This window comes from Sphingopyxis sp. USTB-05 (genome assembly GCF_023822045.1).
In the GTDB taxonomy this organism is placed as follows: domain Bacteria; phylum Pseudomonadota; class Alphaproteobacteria; order Sphingomonadales; family Sphingomonadaceae; genus Sphingopyxis.
On sequence record NZ_CP084712.1, the window covers coordinates 3,695,563 to 3,714,674 of the forward strand.

Genomic DNA, 19,112 nt, shown 5'->3' on the forward strand with positions numbered 1-19,112 from the left:
GCTATTTTCCGGGCTGGGTTTCGGGTGCGACGGCGGCGCCCTGCTGGTTCGTCAGGCTGTCGAAACGCGACTTGCCCTGCGTCGGGTCGGGAATATTCGGCACCCAACCCTTCGTCACGTCGACGCGGCCGCCGACGTCGTTGTCAGCGCGGTGGTCGGTCGGATCGCGCGGCGGTGGTACGCCTTCGACCGCGATCGCCTCGCCCGGCAACGCCTCGGCCGTCGCGGTGCCGCCCTGATAGAGCTGGCTGAATGCGGGGATATATTCGGCGCCGGCATAAGCGTCTGAGAAAGCCTTGGGTTTCCCCCACGATCCGGGCCAGCGATAGAAGATATGCGCGCCGATCTGTTCGATCTTGGTGAGCTTCGGGGCCCAGCGCGGCAGGACATAATTGGCGTGATAATGCGTGGCCATGCCGACGCTTACCTCGACATGCCCCGACAATGCGGCACGCGCGATCTCGGCCGAGCGACGCCACAGCGCGGGCACCGGCGGGCGGCGCATCGAACCGTCGCACGCGAAGCTGAACTGGCAGCCCGGGCGCGAGCTGCCCTGATAAATAACGCCGCAAACGGTATTCGGATAGGCAGGGTGCTTCATCCGGTTGAGGATGACCTGCGCGACCGCCGCCTTGCCCGCGTCGGATTCGGTCGCGGCCTCATAATAGATCGCCTGCGTCAGGCAGCGCTGCGCATTGGTCGACTGAGCGAGCGAGATGGTCGGCATGATGAAGGGCCGTGCGGCCTCGACCGGCAAGGTTGAAACGGGGAGCAGCGCATTGCGCGCCACCGCGTCAGCGCCCTCGGCGGTGGGCACGACCGAGTTGGTTTCGGTCTCGGTGATCAGTTTCGCGATCGCCTTTTGCTTTGCGGCCCTGGCGGTTTCGACAGGGTCGGCGGTCCAATCGGCGACGACATCCTCGACGAAGCGCGACAGGCGATCGTTCGACGAGGCGAACAGGATTGCGGCGGCTATCAACGCAAAACCCAGCAGGACCAGCTTGAGGTTTTTCGACGAACCCTGCCGCTCGCCGGCCCACGGCGCGTCGGCACTGGCGGCGCCGTCGCGCCCGACGTTGAGTTCCGGGATCATGATGTCGGTTCCTTGGTCGTCCGCGCGAGGATTTCGGCACGCGGGCCGTCGGCGACGATGCGGCCGCCGTCGATCACGATGATGCGGTCGCACATCTGAAGGATCGCCTCGCGGTGTGTCGCGATGATCACCGTCTGCGATTTCGCGACGGCCTTATCGAGCGCCTGGATGAAGAGTCGCTCGCTCTGCGTGTCCATCGCGCCGGTCGGCTCGTCGAGGAAAAGCAGGCGCGAGGGCGAAGCAAGCGCGCGCGCGATGGTCAGGAAACCGCGCTGGCCGCCCGAAAGCTGTCCACCGCGCTCGCCCGTTCCCCGGTCGAGCCCGGTTTCGTCGCGGCCCATGAAACGGTCGGCGCCGATCGACTGCAACGTCGCGAGCAGCTCGGCGTCGGTGGCCGCCGGGGCGCAATATTGCATATTCTGCTTGATCGAGCCGCTGAACAGCACGGCATCCTGCCCAACGAAACGGAATTGCGAGCGGAGGTAGATCGGCGAATGCTGGCGGCTGTCGAGCCCGTCGACGAAGATATTGCCCGCCTCAGGCGCATAAAGACCGCAGAGAAGGCGCCCGAGCGTCGACTTGCCCGACGCGACGCGGCCGACGATCGCGATCCGCTCTCCCGCCTCGATCTTGAGGTCGATATCGGTCAGCGACGGCGCCGCGGCACCCGGATAGGTGAACGACAGGCCCTCGACCGAGACATTGCCGGTGTCGATCGTCAGGTTGAGCGCGCTGCTGCCCATGCGGCGTTCGTCGTCCGCCTCGATCATCTGCTGGATGCTCGCCATCGTCGTCAGCGCCTGACGACCGCGCGTCATCAGGAATGCGAGCTGCCCGACGGGCGCCATCGACCGACCCGCGAGCATGACGATCGCGATGATCGCGCCCATCGAAATCTTGCCCGCGTCGAACAGATAAAAACCGCCGACCACAAGCGCGAGGCTGGAAAATTGCTGGCCGAGCGTCGCGAGGTTGATGGCTGCCGCGCCCGTGCGCCGCATCGTCGCCTGCGTCCGCGCGCTGGTGTCGACCATCCGGCGCCATTGCCCAAGCACCTGCCCTTCGGCCGCGCAGCTCTTGACCGTTTCGGCCCCGCCGATCGCCTCGACCAGCATCGAATGCTGGATGCTGGCGTCCGCCTGATTGTCGAGCGAAGCCTGCACCATCCGGCGCTGCAGGAAATAGCCTGCGACGCCCATCACGGCGATGATCGTCAACGGCACCAGTGCGAGCCACCCCGCGAGCACCGCGATCATGATCAGGAACAGGAACAGGAAAACGACGTCGACGATGAGCACAATCGTCGTCGAGGCGAAAAAGTCGCGAATGCTCTCGAATTCGGAAACGCGCCGCGCCAGCATGCCGGTGCTCCCGCGCCGGTCGGCAAGCGGCATATTCAGCACTTTCGAGAAGATCTTCTCGGACAATTTGACGTCGAGTTCGCGGCCTAGATCGTCGAGCAGCGTCGCACGCGCCAGGCGGAGCGTGAATTCGACCGCGAAAGCGAGCAGCGCGCCGACCGCGAGCACCCACAGGCTGGACACCGCCTTGTTCGGGATGACGCGGTCATAGACGTTCATCGTGAACAGCGGCAGCGCGAAGCCGAGCAGGTTGATCATCAGCGCCGCGCCGAGCACCGGATAGAAGGAGCGGCGCATCCGCCGGATCTCGCTCCAGAACCAATGGCGCTTCGCCTGCTCGTCCCATGGCCGCTCTTCGGCGCGGATCGCGGTCGGATCGGCAGAAACCGCGACCGCCTGTCCGGCGTAGCTTTCTTCGACCGTCGCTTCGTCGGCCCAGACCGGTGCATCGGCATCAGGTTCCCAGACGAGATATTGGTCGTCTTTCGCCTCGAGCAGCACGGCGCAGCCGCCGTCGGTACGGCGGACGATCGCAGGCAGTTCGCGCGCAAGGTTCCGGACCTTGCGCGCGTAGAGCCGCTCATTGTTGATGAAGCAGAGATCGAGCGCAGCCTCGGCCTGATGAAAAGGGAGGAAACCCTTTTCATCGCGCGCCAGTGCCGAGAGGGCGCCGCGCTGGAAATTCTGGCCGAAGTGCTGCGCAACAAAGAGGATGGAGGCGATCAGCGGATCGCCAGGCGCCTCTTTACCGATACGCGCAATCGAGGATTGACCCTGTCCCATATTCAATTTTTCTACTTAGAATCAATCCACCAAGAATTTATTGCGGGTAACGGCGACGCTGGAGTTCGGCGGGAGCCGGCGGGCCGTAACCAACCTTCTCGCGCGCATAGACGCGGCGCGATTCGGGTGCGGTCAGGTTGAACGCCTCCAGCAGGCTGTTGGTCGATGCGAGGATCTGATAAACCGCAAACATCTCTGAGAAACGCGCGGTTTCGGCGCGCACCTGGACGTTGAAGCGCGTGTTCTGCGCATCGAGAACATCGAGCAGCGAACGCCGTCCGACCGAGAATTGCTCGCGGTAGGAAAGCAACAATTCGTCGGTCGACTTGCTCTGGTCGACGAGGTCGCGGAACACCGCGGTCTGCGTTTCGCGGCTGTTCCACGCGCGGCGCGTATCGGCCTCGGCATTGCGTTCGGTTTCGTGCAGGCGGAAACGGCTCTCGCTCGCGCGGCGCACCATCTCCTGATATTTCGCGCGGTTGATCCCGCCGTCGAAAATGTCCCAGCGCATGACGACACGGCCGAGCAGGTCGTTCGTCTCGCCCCGGAACGCGTCGATATCGTCGCCGATCCGGCCCGAAAGTTCGAGGCCGATCGTCGGGAACAGGTCGCCCTTTTCCTTCTTTGCCTCGGCATTTGCGGCATCGACGTCCGCCTGCGCTTCAAGCACCTTGGGGTGGCGCGTCCGGGTCAGGCCGACGGCTTCGCTCAGGCTCACGGGCAGCTTTTCTGCCATCGCCGGCGGCATCTGCACATCATCGACTTCGAGGCCGCTCAGCGCGAGCAACTCGATCTTGGCATTCTGGAGCGCTTCCTTTGCTTCGGACACGCGCACGCTTGCTGCCTTGGCGCGTTCCTGCGCCTGCTGGAGGTCGGCGACGCTGATCGATCCGGCGGTCACGCCGCTCGACAGGTCCGACACCAGGCTGTTGTGGAACGTCATATTGTCTTCGGCGGCGGCGACCACGCGCTGCTGGAGCAGAACGTCGAGATATTGCCGCGCCGATTGCAGCGCGATGAACTCGGAGCGTTCGAGGACGCGCAGCGCAGCGCCGTCGACGCGCGCCGCCTGACGCAGCTTTTCGCCATGCCGCCGCCCGAAGTCGATCAGCGTCTGGTCGGCGCGCAGCGAAGCTTCGAGCGGATAAAGCTCGTCATTGGCGATGCCGAGGTTGCGGCGCGTCGCATTTTCGAGCCGGCGAACCCCCGCCGACATTTCGAGCGTGACGCGTGGCAGATACAGGCCCTTTGCCTGTTCGAGCTCGAACTCGATCGCCTGCTTGTTCATTTCCGCCTGATTGATCTGCGGGTTGGAATCGATAGCGACCGCCATGACATTCTGCATGCTGGTCGGTTCGGCCGACGCCGAGGCGGCGAAGAAGGATATGGCGAGTGCCGAGACAAAGCCGGCGAGCTTATGTTGCGGTTTCATCACTGTCCCCCATTCACTTCGACTTCAACGCGCCGGTTTTCCGGCGTACGCTGGCCATCCGGCGTCTGAACGCGCGGTTTGCGTTCACCCATGCCCGACACCGCAATGGTGTCGGCGGGAATGCCCACGGCACCCATCATGTCGGCGATCACGCGCGCCCGGCGCATCGCAAGCCCCTCATTATAGGGATCGGGACCGGACCGGTCGGTGTGACCGACGACGGTAAAGTTGCGCCAACCACAGCGCGTGCGATTTTCCGCCATGAAGGCGACCGACTGGCTCGCATCGGCGGGAGCGACGGTCGAATCCCAATCGAAATAGAAGGTCGAGGCGACCACCGGCGGGCAATTTTCGGTCGTCGGCGGAGCCGGCGGCACAAGCGGAGCCTCCGGTGCCGGCTGCGGCTGCTTGGTCATCATGCCATAAGCGAAATCGCAGCGACGCAGGCTTTCGGCGTCCTTCGTATTCGATTTGAGGAACCCCTTGGCAATGCCGCACTGAACCTTGGCCTCCGACGCCCAGGTATAAACATTGCTGTTCGCGGCGACGACCGACCGGTCGATCGTCAGCGCAAGCGCCGCGTCGTACCGGGTCTGAACCTCGGTTCGCACCTGATCGATCGGCAGATCGGCAAGAGCCTGCGCCTGTGCGGCGCCAGGCTGGGCCAAGGCCAGCGCGGCAAATGCCCCCGCCATCCATTTTCCCCGTTGATGTGCCATACTCGTATCGCCTCCCGTTATTCTCTGTTCTAATGGTCTTTGAAATTGCTCGCTCACGCAGCCGCCATGCTGTGAAGCTCCGCTTCCAGCGGCTGGCTGGTCGGGAACGCCACGTCGGGCGCGATCTTCTGATCGAGGAACTGCGCCAGATCGAAAGCGGGCGCTTCACCGGCCGAGATCTGCACCGGTTCATGGCCGCCCGTGACCGCATGGATCAACTGATCGACCGTGCTGCCGCCGTTTTCGAGCACCTCGGCGAGCACCGCGGTCGCCGCAGGATCATGTGCTGCAACGTCGGAGCCGGCTGCAACCGCCTCGACCGGCGCGGCCGCCAGCGACAGCAGGCCATCCATCGTTCCCGGATCGAGCGAGCCACGATCGGCGATCATGTCGGCCAGCGAATCCGCGTCGCCGGCATCGGCATCATCGGTGTTTTCACTACGCCAGCCGCTATCCTGCGCACCGTCGATCGCCGCGGGGCTCGTGTCGTCGGAGTGAAGCGTGGCCGTATCGGGCGCGGCGGCTGGCGCCGTTTCCATATGGCTGTCGCTTGCCGCATTCGCCGGCGTTGCGGTCGCGGGAGCATCGGTGGCGGTTGCTGCGACACCATCGTCCACCTGAGCGATCGTCGCCTCATCCGCGGCCGCAACGACCGGCGGCGCCGCGCTGTCCGGCTGGGCCTCCTGAACCGCGACGATCAGCGACGCGGCGACCAGCGAGCTGGTGAGCGCCTGGTTGCCGGCGGTACGTTCGACATCGTTCGCGGCGCGCGGCGTGATGAAGGACACGTCGCCCACCGCCGACGTGCTGCCGTCGGTGCGCGTAAAGCTGGCTTCGCCATGGACGATGACTTCGCCATCCGCGGCAAGATAGGGCTTGCCGTCGGAGGTCAGCGCGATGCTGGCGATGCCAAGGTCGGTCAGCGAGCGGAATTCTCCCGCATCGGAGATGCCGTTGCCGTTGGCGTCCTGCCAGACGCCGAAGCTTGCGAACTCCGCATCCTCGGCGCTCAGCTTGCCGTCGCCATTGCTGTCATATTGCAGGCGCAGACCCTCAAGGTCGGTCGAACCGGCCACCGAGAAGCTGATCTCTCCCCCATTATTGGCGATCCCGTCACCATTGGCGTCGCGAACGAGAATACCGTCGCCGCGGCCGGCCCATGACGTCGCCTCACGCACGCCGTCGCCATCATAGTCGAAGGCGGCGCCCGCCGAGGACGCGACATATTGGAGCCCGTCGCCATCCAGATCGAGCGTGATGGGTGTAACGCGCGAGCCGATGAGCGTCGTCAGATTGGCGAGCGAGACACCCTGGAGTTCGACCAATATATCGTTGGCGGCGTTGGGCGAATTCCCGACCTGTTCGTATACGAAGGTCCGGCCCCCGGCGACGAACGCCACTGTAGCCCCGCCGTTGCCAAGATCGTTGCGTTGCAGATAGTCGACGACCGCTGCGACATGGGCCTCGGTCGTGAGCGTCAGCGCGCTTGAGAAGTTATTGACGTCATCGAAGGTGATGATGCCGTTGCTAATCGCGTGCGACCTGATGGCGACACCGCCAACCGTCAGGGCGGAATCGGTGCCGTTGGTGCCGGCCGTATTGCCAACCGCGAACGGGCTTCCCTGCAGGTTCAGCGTATCCGCCGCGGTGTCGAAATCGGTGATCCGGTCGAACCCGCTGATCGTACCATTGTTACCCGTGCCGGCCAGTACCGCACGCGATTCGCCGGTGTTGATCACGAACGTATCGGCGCCCGCCCCGCCGGTCATCGTGTCCGCGCCCAGCCCGCCGTTCAGCGTGTCGGCGCCGCCAAGGCCATAGAGACGATCATTGCCGTCGCCCGCGAGGATCGTGTCGGCGTTGGCGTCGCGGCCGATAAGGATGTCGCTGGCGCTGGTGCCGTCGAGCGTGGTTTGTCCCGCTTGTGCACGGTCAACCGTGACGCGTGCCGAATCCGACGGCGTCGTCGAATAGAAGAAGCTGCCGCCGTCGCTGTCATTGTCGGTGAAGGTGAAGAAGCCGCCACCGCGCGTTACGCTGGCCGCATCGGTCACATTGCTCGCGGCGCCGGTGATCGTCGTTCCGGCCTGATCGTTGGCGAGCAACGCCGCCTCGGCGATCTGGATCGCCGCGCCCGAACCGCTCGCGTTGGTGATGACCATATCGGCGATCGCGATGGCGCCCGCGCCGGGACCGCCGCCGGCCGCCACCGTCACGGTCAGGGTCGAACCCGCCGTGTCACCGTCGCCGTCGACGACCGAATAGCCGAACACTTCCGAACCCACCGTCGGATTCGCGGGCGGTGCATAGGACCAGATGCCGGTCGCGAAGTTCAGCGACAGCGCCGCACCGTTCGGCGTCGTGGCCGTGATGCTGTTGCCCGACACATTGCCCGTGAGCGTTCCGGTGCGCGTGATCGTGTTGTTGCCGTCCCAGGTGTAGGTCGTGCCGTTGATCGTGATCGACTGGATCCGGCCGCCGTCGCCGCCGAAGCTGTCGTTGGCGTCGAGATCGCCGGTCACGGGCAAGGCAACGACGATGTCGAGCAGCGTCTGGACGAGATCGTCGAAATCGGCGGCAAGGATCGGCGCGCCCTGGCCGTCGACATCGATGTCCTGAAGACGCGCGGTCGTGATCCCGTTACCGACCCCGATCGCAGTGACATTGACGTCATTGTCGTTGACGAAGCTGTTCCACTGCGTCGCGACCGCCGCGGTCAGCGAGCTGCCGCCCGGACCCGTCTGTTCGTTCGGGTTGCCGTCGCTGAGGAAGAAGACCTGGTTGCTGGCGGTCGGATCGGGGACATAGACGCTCATCAACTGCTGGATGCCGGCCGTGAAGTCGGTGTTGCCGTTGGCGTAGCGCGTACCGCCCTGTGCGGGATTGAGATCGTCGATCGCGTTCACGAAGCTGACCGGATCGGTGAAGACACCAAGGTTGGCGGCACCGGACGAGAAGCCGATGATGCGGATCGAGACGTCGCCGCTCGAATTGGCGAACAACAGCAAGCCCGCATCGCGAACCGCGTTGAGCATGACGTTGAGCTCGCCGTCGTCGATGCTGCCCGAGAAATCGAGCACGAAAGCCGCGTTGAAATCGAGCGTCGCTTCGGTCGTCGTGCCCGAATCGGCTGTCGTCGTCGGGCCGTCATCCTTGAAGGTCAGCCGCTGGCCGATGTTGATCGACGCCTGCGCGCTGTCGCCGTCGCCGTCGGTGATCGTTCCCGTGATCGTGATCAGGTTCGCAGCCGCGAGCGTTTTCGCATCGTCATGCGCCGCGCCGGGACCGCCGTCAGTATCATGTGCGATCGCGCGAATCTGGTCGAGCGTGATGTTGCCGCTGGCGTCGACCGCGACCGTGAAGACCGTCGGACCGCCATTGCCGGCGGTGGCGACGACCTGGCCGCCGACGAGCGTCAGGACGACATTCTGTCCAGTCGCCGTATCGACGAGGCCGGTCGAACCGGCGTTAACGCCAAGCGCATAGGTCACGGTTCCGGGGCCGTCGGCGCCGAAATTGGTCGTGAATACCGCCGCACCGACTGCGTTGAGGCCGAAGTTCGATTCGTCGACGGTCAGCGTCGGCAGCGGCGTACCGGCTGCGATCGACGGGCCATCGTCGGCGAAGCGGATATTGCCGCCAAGGTCGACAAAGGCCGTGCTCGTCTGGCTGTCGCCGTCGGCATCGGTGATCGTCGCGGTACCGTTCAAGCGAACGAGGCCGTTCGCAAGGCTGGCGAACTGGTCGTCGTAGGGCGCCGACGTGTCGCTGTTCGGCGCATGATCGATCTCGGCGAACTGGGTCAGGGTGACTACGCCCGTCGCCGCGTTGACACCGAGGGTGAAGATGGTGTTCCCGGCGTTCACGCCGCCAGCGGTCGCCGAGGTCGAGCCGACGATCGTGCCGCCCGCTCCCGCATAAAGGAAGATCGAGGCGCCGTTGCTGTCGAGCGTCGAGTCGGTGCCGTTTGCCCCGACCAGGGCGAGCGCATAACCAACCGTCGTCGTCCCCGCGCCATCGGCCCCATAGCCCGATGTCAGCGTGAAGACGCCGCCGAAGTTCGCGGTCGAAACCGCGCTGTCGTTCGCCGCGCCGATCGTCTCGGCATCCTGCGTGGTCAGAATGACGCTGGCTTCGTTCACTGCCGCCAGCGTCACCGTCGGCGTATCGTCATCGACGTTGATGCCAAGCGTGCCGGTCGCCGTGTCGCCGTCGATATCGGTGACGCTATAGGTGAGCGTGAAGGGCTGGTTATTCTCGTCCAGCCCCGCCGCGTGAATGATCGGCGCATTCTGCGTGACAGAATATGCGCCGTTCGCGGGATTGAGGGTGACGGTCAGCACCGTCGTCGCGCCCTGATTCACTAACAGGTTGTTGCCCGACAGTTGGTAGGTGAAGCCCGCGGGTGCGCCCGTCGTCTGGAACGCAAAGGTCAGCGCCCCGTCACCGCCAGAACCGCCCAGCGTGCCGCTGGTGTTCTGGGAATTGACGTCGTCGCCCGTGCCGCCGGCGATGCCGCCGGAAAGCGCATCGTCATCGAGCAGCGCGGTCAGATTGGCCGCAGTCACCGGCGCCGCATCGGCGATGCTGATCGTCAGCGTCGCGGTCGCGGTGTCGCCATCACCGTCGCGCAGCGTATAAGTGAAGACGTCGCTGACGCCGCCAGCCGTCCCGGCGTTGCGGGTATAGCTGTAACTTCCGTCGGCGTTGATCGTGAGCACGCCATATTGGCCGCTGACCTGGAAATTGCCCAGACCATCGGCAGTCGTGTCGCCGTTTGCAGGCACATTGACGCTGACGATCGCGGAGACCGCCGCACCGTCGGCGCCGCGCGTGTCGGCGCCGGTGTCGCCGTCGCCGACATCGCCTGCGGCGGCATCGGTGATGACGTTACCCGTTGCGGGGCCGAACTGGCCGGCGGCAATGCTGTCGGTGTCGTTCGCGGCGGTCGGGACATCGTCGACGATGTTGACCGAAAGCGTGCCGGTCGTGTTGTCGCCGTCGGTATCGGTCAGCGAGACGGTGAAATTCTCGAACAGGCTGTTCTGGTCCGCACCCGTCGCGTGGGTTTCAGCGCCGGTCAGCGTGTAGGTATAGGTCACCTGCCCCGTCGCCGCATTATAGGCGGTGATGTTCAGCGTGTTGCCGAGCGGGGTGGTGATCGTCGCGGCGGTGAAGACCCCATTGTTGATCACCTGCGTACCGTGCACCGACAGGTTCAGAACGCCATCGGGCGCCGAAATATTGAAGGTTCCGGTTGCGGTCAGCGCCGCGGCATTGGGCGACGAACCGTTCGGCAGGTCGTCCTCGTCCACCGTGACGTCACCACCCTGCGCCGCAGGCGTCAGGTTGGTGATCGTCACGCCGTCGTCATCACCCGTCAGCGTGACCGTCAGCGTTGCGGGGTCGCTATCGCTGTCGAGGTCGGTCAGGGTGTAGGTGAAGACGTCGGTAAGTGTCGCTCCGGGCGCCAGCGCCGCGATTGCCGCCTGGCCCGCTGCGTTCAGCGTGTAGGTCTGCGTGCCGTCGCCGTTGAGCGTGATGGTGCCGTAGGTGCCGGTCAGGCTGGTGAAGGTGCGGCTGCCAAAGCCGTCCGCACCGTTGCTGTCATTCGTATCGACGTCGAAGATGACCGAGATCGGGCCGCCTTCGGTCAGGCCGACCGCATCGTCGTTCGCCACCGGCGCATCGTCGTTGAAAACCAGGTTCTGGCCAATGTTGGCGGTCGCCGTCGCGGTATCACCATCGGCGTCCGTAACGGTAGCGGTCAGGGTGATCAGATTGTCGGCCGACAGGCTGGTCGACTGGTTCGCGCCGCTGTTCGGGCTGTGCATGACCGCACGGACCTGGTCGAGCGTGACCATTCCGTTCGCGCCGACGCTGACCGTGAAGACCAGCGCGTTGGTTGTCGCGGTGCGGCCCTCGACCACGCCGCCGTTGACGGTCAGCACCACAGCTTCGTTCGTCGCGCTGTCGACAAGGCCGGTCGCGCCGGCCGAGACGCCGAGCGCATAGGTCACCGAATTGCTGGCGGCAGCACCGTCGGCGCCGAAGGTCGGGGTAAAGACTGACGCGAAGCTGGTCGAAGCATCGGTTCCGAGCGTCGTTTCATCGACCGTCAGCGTCGGCTGGGTACCGCTGGCCACCACCGTCGGCGCATCATCGTCGAAGGTGATCTGGAGCGTGCCGGGTGCGGTCGATCCGTCGCTGTCGATGACCGTGAAGCCAAGCGTTGCGGTTGCGTCGTTTTCGTTGCCGCCGGGCGTGTGCAGGACATTGTCGAGCAGCGTCACCCGATATGCGCCGGTCGCGGGATTGGTGACCTCGACCGTGAACAGGGCGCCGCGCGGGCCGGTGCCGGTCAGCGTGTTGGTGCCGGCGTTCCACGCGAGCTGGACCGATTCCTGGCCGATATTGACGAACAGTCCGTTCATCGCCGCAAAGTTCACCGAACCCGCGCCGTCGCCGCCAAAACTGAGGTTGAGCAGACCGCTGAAGGTCGCCTGATTATTGTCGCCGTCGCTGTTCGGATCGGCAAGGTCGCCGGTCGCACTGGCGGGGTTTCCACCCGCCAGCGCGTCATCGTCGACCGAAGCCAGCGTCGTGCCGGCGGTCGGAACATTGGCGTCGGTGATCGTGAAGCTGATCGGCGCGGTTGCAGTGTCGCCGTCGCCGTCGCGCACCGTATAGGTCGCCGAAGCGGTGCCGGTACCGGCGACCGAGGGATCAGCGGTGAAGCTGTAGCTGCCGTCGGCCCGGACCTGGATCGTGCCCGCACCGATGTCGATCGCCTGCGAGAAGCCGTCGCCGCCGAACACCAGCGCCGTTCCGTTGATCTGCGTGACGGTCGCGCCATCGGCGCCCTGCACGAAATCGAGCGTGCCGGTGACCGTCGCACCCTCGGCGACATTCTGGTTCGGCTCGGCCGATGCGGTCGGGACGTCGTCGATCACGGTGATGTCGAGGCTGGCGTTCGCGCTCGATCCGTCGCTGTCGGTGACGGTGACGGCGAAGCTGTCGCTTACCGTATCTTCGCCCACAGCAGGATGCGTCAGCGTGTTGTCGGCAAGCGTATAGCTGTAGCTGAACGTACCGCCGATGACCGAACCGTCAGCGGCGGTCACCGGGGTAAAGCCGGTGATCGTGACGGTGCCGAGCGGGCTGCTCGTCGTCAGGCCGGGGGTGAAGACGCCGTTCGTCATCACCTGCGCGGTGCCGATGGTGACATTGCCCAGCCCGTCGGGCGCGGTGACGGTGAAGCTGCCCGTCTGGGTCAACGCCGCCGCGTCGGGCGACGAGCCGTCGGCCAGATCATCCTCGTTGACGATTTCCTCGCCGCCAGGGACGGCGAGGCCGTTGATCGTCACGCCGTCGTTGGCGCCGTTGATCGTGATCGTAAGCGTGGTGGTCGCCGGATCGCCATCGCCGTCGGTGATCGTGTAGGTGAAGGACTCGGTCAGCGTCTGACCGGCCGAGAGGCCCTGAACCGCTGTATTCGCGTTGTTCAGCACATAGGAATAGCTGCCGTCGGCATTGAGAGTCAGCGTGCCATAGGTGCTGACGAGCGGCGTACCCACCGCGCCGCCAGCAAGGCCGGTGACGGTCGCGCCGTCGGCGCCGCGCGTGTCGGCGACACCGTCGGTTGCGTTCGCATCGCTGCCGCCGCTGCCGGTCAGGACATTGCCGTCGGCGGTGAGCGGGCCATCCTCGGTCACGCTGTCGGCGTCGGCACGCGCGGTCAGTACATCGTCGGTAACCTGCACCGTGACGACACCGCTTGCGATGTCACCGTCGGTGTCGGTCGCCTGTACAGTGACGTTGCCGAGTGCCTGCGTCTGCGCTGCATTGGCGATCGCGTGCGGCAGATTGTCGGCGAGCGTCACCGTGACCGTGGCATTTGCGGTCGCGCCGGGTGCGATGCTGGCGGGAGCGGTCAGGCTGATCGTGATTGCGGCGGGACCGCCAAGGGTCAGCGAGCCCACGATCGTCTGTCCGCCGGGTGCCAGCGTCCAGAAGATGTCGGTGCCCGCGCCGTCGAGATTGGCGACGAGGCCTGCAACGCCGGTGAAGGCGAATCCCGAAAGCGTGTCCGATCCGGCGGTGAAGCTGAGGTTGCCGCTGGCGGTTTCGGCGTTGCTCGCGGGATCGCTGCCGTCGGCGAGCGCAGCTTCGTTCACGGTTAGCGTGATCGGGGTCGCGCCCGTCGGATCGGCGCCGTCGGTAATCGCGATCGTCAGGCTGTCCGACGTCGGATCGCCGTCGCGATCGACCGCCGAAAGGGTGAAGCTGGCAGACGGATTCGCGGCGTTGTTCTGATTGCCTGCGGCGTCAAAGCTGAATGTGCCGTCGGCGTTGACCGTCAGCGTGCCGGTCGGCTGCGCGATCGACACGCTGCTGCCGGGCGCCAGCGACAAGGTCGCGCTGCCGCTGCCGAAGGTCACATTGACCGATGCGACGCCGTCGGCGCCGCGGTCGAGCGTCCAGGTGCCGTTCGCGGTCGCGCCCTCGGCGACGCTGACCGGCGTGTCGGAGACATTGAGCGTCGGAAGATCGTCGACGATCGTGACGCCGAACGAGCCCGACGACTGAGTGCCATCGCTGTCGGTGACGGTGAAGCCGATGCCCGGCAGGAAGTCGCTGTCTTCGCTGCCCGGGACAGCTTGGTCGATCGCCTGCGACAGAGTGACCGTATAGCCATAGGTTACCTCGGTCGCGCCGGGGCCGGCAACGGCAGAGGTCAGCGCGATGCGGATCACTTCATTGCCGCCCACCGAGCCGACGAGGTCGTTTCCGACCTTGGCGAAGGTGACGGGAACGCCGCCGACGGTCAGATTCGCATCGAGCGCGGCGCTGTCGTTAAGGACGAGCGAACCTGCAAGCGTTGCGGGAATGTCGCTGCCGAAATCGACGGTGATCGTGCCATTGGCGCTCGCGCTGCCAGTCGAGGCGACTTCACCGGCAAGGCCGTTGTCGGCATTCGCGCCAGCAAGGCCATCCTCGTCGACCGTCACATTGACGGGCGTACGGATCTGCGGCGCCGAATCGGCAACCAGCTTGATCGTCGCGGTGGCGACGTCGGTGTCGCCGTCGCCATCGGTGATCCGGTACTGGAAGGTGACGGGGCCGGTTTCCTGCGCACCGGGCGTATAGGTAAAACTGCCGTCGCCATTGTTGACGAGCGTTCCGCTGCCCGTGAGCGAACCCGCGACGAGTTGGACCGCCGACGGCTGGACGCTGTCGGCGCCCTGTACGTCGTTCGCGAGTACATCGATCGTGACGGGTGCATTTTCGACCGTCTGCGTGGCGGCGTCGTCGATCGCGTCGGGAACGTCGTCGGTGATACGGATGTCGATCGTCGCGCTGGCGCTGCTGCCGTCGATGTCGGTGACCGTCACCCCGATGCTGTCGGTGCGATTGTCCTGCCCCGCCGCCGAATGATCGGCGCGGTTGTCGGTGAGCGTGTAGCTGTAAGTAAAGGTACCGCCGATCACCGAACCGTCGGCGCCGGTCACCGCGGTGAAGCCGGTAACGTTCAGCGTGCCATAGGCGGTGGCAACAGACTGCGGCGTGAAGCTGCCATTGGCGACGACCAGCGTCAGCGGCGCGCCAAGCGGGACGCCGTTGAAGCTGTTGAGCACCACCGTGCCCATGCCGTCGGGGGTCGAGACGGTGAAGCTGTCGCTGTCGGTCACGCCGTCGGGCGTCGTGTCCGACCCCGGCGCTTCGCCCGGACGCACGGGCAGATCGTCTTCGTCGACAAGCAGCTCGGCGCCTTCGGCGTCGAGGCCGCGGATCGTGACGCCGTCGTTGGCGCCGTTGATCGTGATCGTCAGCGTCGCGGTCGCGGTGTCGCCGTCGCCGTCGGTGATCGTGTAGGTGAAAGTCTCGGTCAGCGTTTCGCCCGCCGAGAGGCCTTGTACCGGCTGTGCCTGATTGTTCAGTACATAGGTGTAGCTGCCGTCGCTGTTCAGCGTCAGCGAGCCATAGGCGCCGGCGAAAGCCTCGCCCAGCGAGCCGCCGCTGACGGCGGTCACGGTCGCGCCGTCAGAGCCTTGAGTGTCGGCGACGCCGTCGGTCGCATTGGCGTCGCCGCCACCCAAGCCGGTCAGAACATTGCCATCGGCGGTCGGCGGATTGTCGCCGTTTCCGCTGTCCTCGGTCACGCTATCGACATCGTCGCGCGCGGTCGGGACGTCGTCGACGATACGCACATCGAGACTGCCGTTAGCGGTCGATCCGTCGCTGTCGGTGACGACGACGGCAAAGCTGTCGGTGACGCTGTCTTCGCCAGCTGCGCCATGTGTCAGCGTGTTGTCGGAAAGGACATATTCATAGGTAAAGGTGCCGCCGATCACCGAACCGTCGGTGCCGGTAACGGGCGTGAAGCCGGTGATATTGACCGTGCCGAGCGGGCTGGTCACCGTCGCGGCGGTGAACACGCCGTTTGCGACGACCTGCACGCCGCCGATCGTCACATTGCCAAGCCCGTCGGGGGTCGAGACATCGAACGTGCCGCCCTGCGTCAGCGCGGCCGCATCGGGCGACGAGCCATCGGCCAGGTCGTCTTCGTCAAAGCTGAGCTCGCCGCCTTCGGCATTGAGGCCAGAGATCGTGACGCCGTCGTTGGCGCCGTTGATGGTGATCGTCAGCGTCGTGGTCGCAGTGTCGCCATCGCCGTCGGTGATCGTGTAGGTGAAGGTCTCGGTCAGCGTTTCGCCCGCCGCGAGCCCCTGCACCGGCTGCGATTCATTGTTCAGGACATAGGAATAGCTGCCGTCGCTGTTCAGCGTCAGCGAACCATAGGCGCCAGCCAAGGGCTCGCCCACCGCGCCGCCCGCGACCGCAGTGACGGTCGCGCCGTCGGCGCCCTGCACGTCAGCCACACCATCGGTGCCGTTGGCGTCTTCGCCGCCGCTGCCGGTCAGCACATTGCCGTCGGCCACCGTCGGGCCATCCTCGGTCACGCTGTCGCTGTCTGCGCGTGCGGTCGGCACATCGTCGACGATATCGATGTCGAGCGTGTCCGTCGCGGCATCGCCGTCGGCGTCGGTGACGACGAGGGCGAAGCTGACGGTCGTGCCGTCGCCATCGAGCGTGTTGTCGATCAGCGTGTAGACATAGGTGATCGATCCCTCGCCGGTCGCGGGATCGAAGCTGTAGCCGGTGACGACCAGCGTTCCCGTCGCATCGCTCGAGATCGTCTGCGGCAGCGATCCGGGCGTCACCACGACGCCGCCGATCGACACGCTGCCAACGCCGTCGACGGCGCTGAAGGTGATCGTTCCGCTGGTCGAAGCGTCGCTGCCGCCTTCGCCGCCAGCAAAGGCCGAACCAGGGGTTTCGCCTTCGCGCGGGCCAAGGTCGGCTTCGTACACGATGGTCCCGCCGTCGCCTTCGCCGTCGCCCGGAACGAAGGTGATGACCGCCGGCGCGTCGGCGATGCCGATCGTCAGCGTCGCCGTCGACGTATCGCCGTCGCCGTCGGTAATCTGATAGGTGAACACGTCGTTGACGCCGCCGGGCGTGCCCGGATTGCGGACATAGGTGTAGCCGCCCTGCGCGTTGATCGTCAGCACGCCATATTGGCCCTGCACCGTACCAGGAGCCGCAAAGCCGCCTTCGCCACCCGCCCCACGGATTCCCGTGAGGCTGGCGCCATCGGCGCCCGGCGTGTCGGCGCCCGCGGCGCCGCTCGTTGTGCCCGCGCCGGTCAGGACATTGCCCGTCTCGGGCGCAAAGCTTCCTGCCGCAACCTGGTCGGTGTCGTTCCGCGCGGTCGGCACATCGTCCACGACCGAAATCGTCAGCGTCGCGGTCGCGGTGTCGCCGTCACGGTCGGTGACGACCACGGTGAACGGATCGGTCACATTGTTGTTCGCGTTGGTGTTGTCGGTCAGCGTGTAGCTGTAGCCCACATTGCCCGGCGTCAGGCTGGTGATGGTCAGTTGGCCGAGCGGGGTCGTGATGACCTGGCCGACTGCCGTGATGGCGGTGCCGTTGATCGTGAGCGTGTCGAGGCCGTCGCCAGCGTCATAAACGATCGAGCCCGTCGTCGTTTCGCTGTTCGCGGCGCTGTTGCTGCCCGCGGGCTCGTTGCCGCGCGCCGGCAGGCCGGCTTCGTTGACGCTCGCGGTCGCGGCGGCGATCCCGGCGGGCTGGTCCGGGGTGACGATGACGATCGTCGGTTCCTCGTCGGGAACATCGGGCAGCAGCTCACGCTCTTCGGGCTGCGGAAAGGCAAGCTGCGTATAGGGCAGCAGGTCGCCCAGCGCATAGGCATCCTGGATCGGCCCTTCGGGATCGGCGAAATTGCCGCCCGAGCTGCGGACGCCGGCTTCGGGATTCAGCTCGCCCAGATTTTCCAGCAACTGCGCGACCGTGCTGGCGGGTACCGTATCGCCGTCGACGACGATCGCCGGAACATCGACCGCGCCGCCGGGAATGACGAAGACCTGACCGTTCGGCAGGGTGATGATCAGGTCGGTGCCCGAGATGGTGATGTCGTCGATCGACGCGCCGGCCGGCAGAACGATGCGGCCGCTTGCGTCGGGAACGAGGATCGCCTGGATCGCCAGCGGAATGATCGACGCGGCGGCTGTCACATTTGCGGCGGCGGCCAGAAACTCGCCGCCCGCGACCGCCCGGTTCGATGGCTCGCCCGATGCGCCGTCACGCTCGGGACCGGTCATTCCATTCCGCGCCGGATTGTCGAAAGCATCCATGTCAATTTCCCTCGAACGCACCTCGCCCTGCCGCAAAAGCGGCACAGCAAAATTGTCACCAATGTCAGTGCGACCTCTGTCCGAGCGACTCGGACCTTCCCCACTCATGAGGAGAGCATGGATTCTCGAGAGTCCGCAAGCGCGTTAACACATTTTTAGCAATGGTTAATTTGCGCTGAGCAGCCATTCATTCCGGCTCAATGGGAAAAATAAATAGAACTGTTATTCAATGGCTTGAAATATCGAGCCGTTCCGGGATGAACGTCCGAAAAAGCCGATTCACGTCCCAATTCGAGCCATAACTTAACACAGCTCGTCGCAAACATCCGACCCTTCTCGCGGGGAATCGGCCCGATTCTGCGCATTGGGTTAAGCGCATCTGACACCGGCATGCAGATAGGATTCCATCCACCCGGCGGGCCGGAAAACGACTTGCGAAAATGCAATATTAAGGGTTCGGGCCGATGACTATTCGCCTGAGGAGACGTTGGTGAGATCCTTGCTGGCCCATATCGCGGCTCCGGTCGAAACGCCGAACCGTCGGCGGATGGAACGCCGTACGCTCCGGCTCGACGTCGCCGCGCGTTCAGCGACCGACGAATCCGCCGTCGTCATCCGCAACCTGTCGCGAACCGGCCTGCTGATCGAGACGGACGCTGCCTTTTCCATCGGCGAGACCTTTCTGTTGGTCCTGCCCGAACTGGGCGCCGCCCCCGCGCGCATCGTTCGCAACGAAGGCCGGCTCTTTGGGTGCGAGTTTCTGACGCCCGTCCCCGCGAGCGCGATCAGCGCGGCGCTGCTCCGGGCGCCGCACGACGGGGAAGCCGACGATATTGCCGACACCGCGACCGCAGGCGATGCGGGCGGGCTCTATGCCCGGCGGCCATCGAGCGCGATCCTTTTCACCGCGCTGACGGCGGTGTTCACTGCCGTCGTCCTTCTCTTCATCGTTGCGCTGGTCTCGCTAAACTTCACGGCCAATTAAACTCCCGCGCCGTCGTC

Annotated in this window: 6 protein-coding genes; 1 reads left to right on the forward strand and 5 read right to left on the reverse strand. The window is 65.4% G+C overall.

Going from position 1 to position 19,112, the window contains the following annotated elements; translation table 11 throughout:
- Window position 1: 1 nt before the first annotated feature.
- The 5 genes from KEC45_RS17235 to KEC45_RS17255 are packed head-to-tail and all read right to left on the reverse strand — an operon-like array spanning window position 2 to window position 18,110.
- Window positions 2-1,093 (reverse strand): cell wall hydrolase, encoded by a 1,092-nt coding sequence (locus KEC45_RS17235; RefSeq protein WP_062176045.1) that lies wholly within the window; start codon window positions 1,091-1,093, stop codon window positions 2-4.
- Window positions 1,090-3,237, reverse strand: coding sequence for a type I secretion system permease/ATPase (locus KEC45_RS17240; protein ID WP_252171180.1), 2,148 nt, complete (start codon window positions 3,235-3,237; stop codon window positions 1,090-1,092). The genes KEC45_RS17235 and KEC45_RS17240 overlap by 4 nt, the downstream gene beginning before the upstream one ends.
- 37 nt (window positions 3,238-3,274) lie before the next feature.
- Entirely contained in the window at window positions 3,275-4,669 is a 1,395-nt protein-coding gene (locus KEC45_RS17245; RefSeq protein WP_062176038.1) for a TolC family protein, read from the reverse strand.
- The gene (locus KEC45_RS17250) at window positions 4,669-5,388 is read right to left on the reverse strand and encodes an OmpA family protein (RefSeq protein ID WP_083435602.1); all 720 of its coding nucleotides are present in this window, start codon (window positions 5,386-5,388) and stop codon (window positions 4,669-4,671) included. The genes KEC45_RS17245 and KEC45_RS17250 overlap by 1 nt, the downstream gene beginning before the upstream one ends.
- 53 nt (window positions 5,389-5,441) lie before the next feature.
- Window positions 5,442-18,110, reverse strand: coding sequence for an S-layer family protein (locus tag KEC45_RS17255; protein WP_062176032.1), 12,669 nt, complete (start codon window positions 18,108-18,110; stop codon window positions 5,442-5,444).
- Between the two features lie 490 nt (window positions 18,111-18,600).
- Here KEC45_RS17255 and KEC45_RS17260 point away from each other — a divergent pair, with 490 nt between their 5' ends.
- Window positions 18,601-19,095, forward strand: a complete 495-nt coding sequence (locus tag KEC45_RS17260) for a PilZ domain-containing protein (protein WP_152682252.1) — start codon at window positions 18,601-18,603, stop codon at window positions 19,093-19,095.
- The last annotated feature ends 17 nt before the right edge of the window (window positions 19,096-19,112 follow it).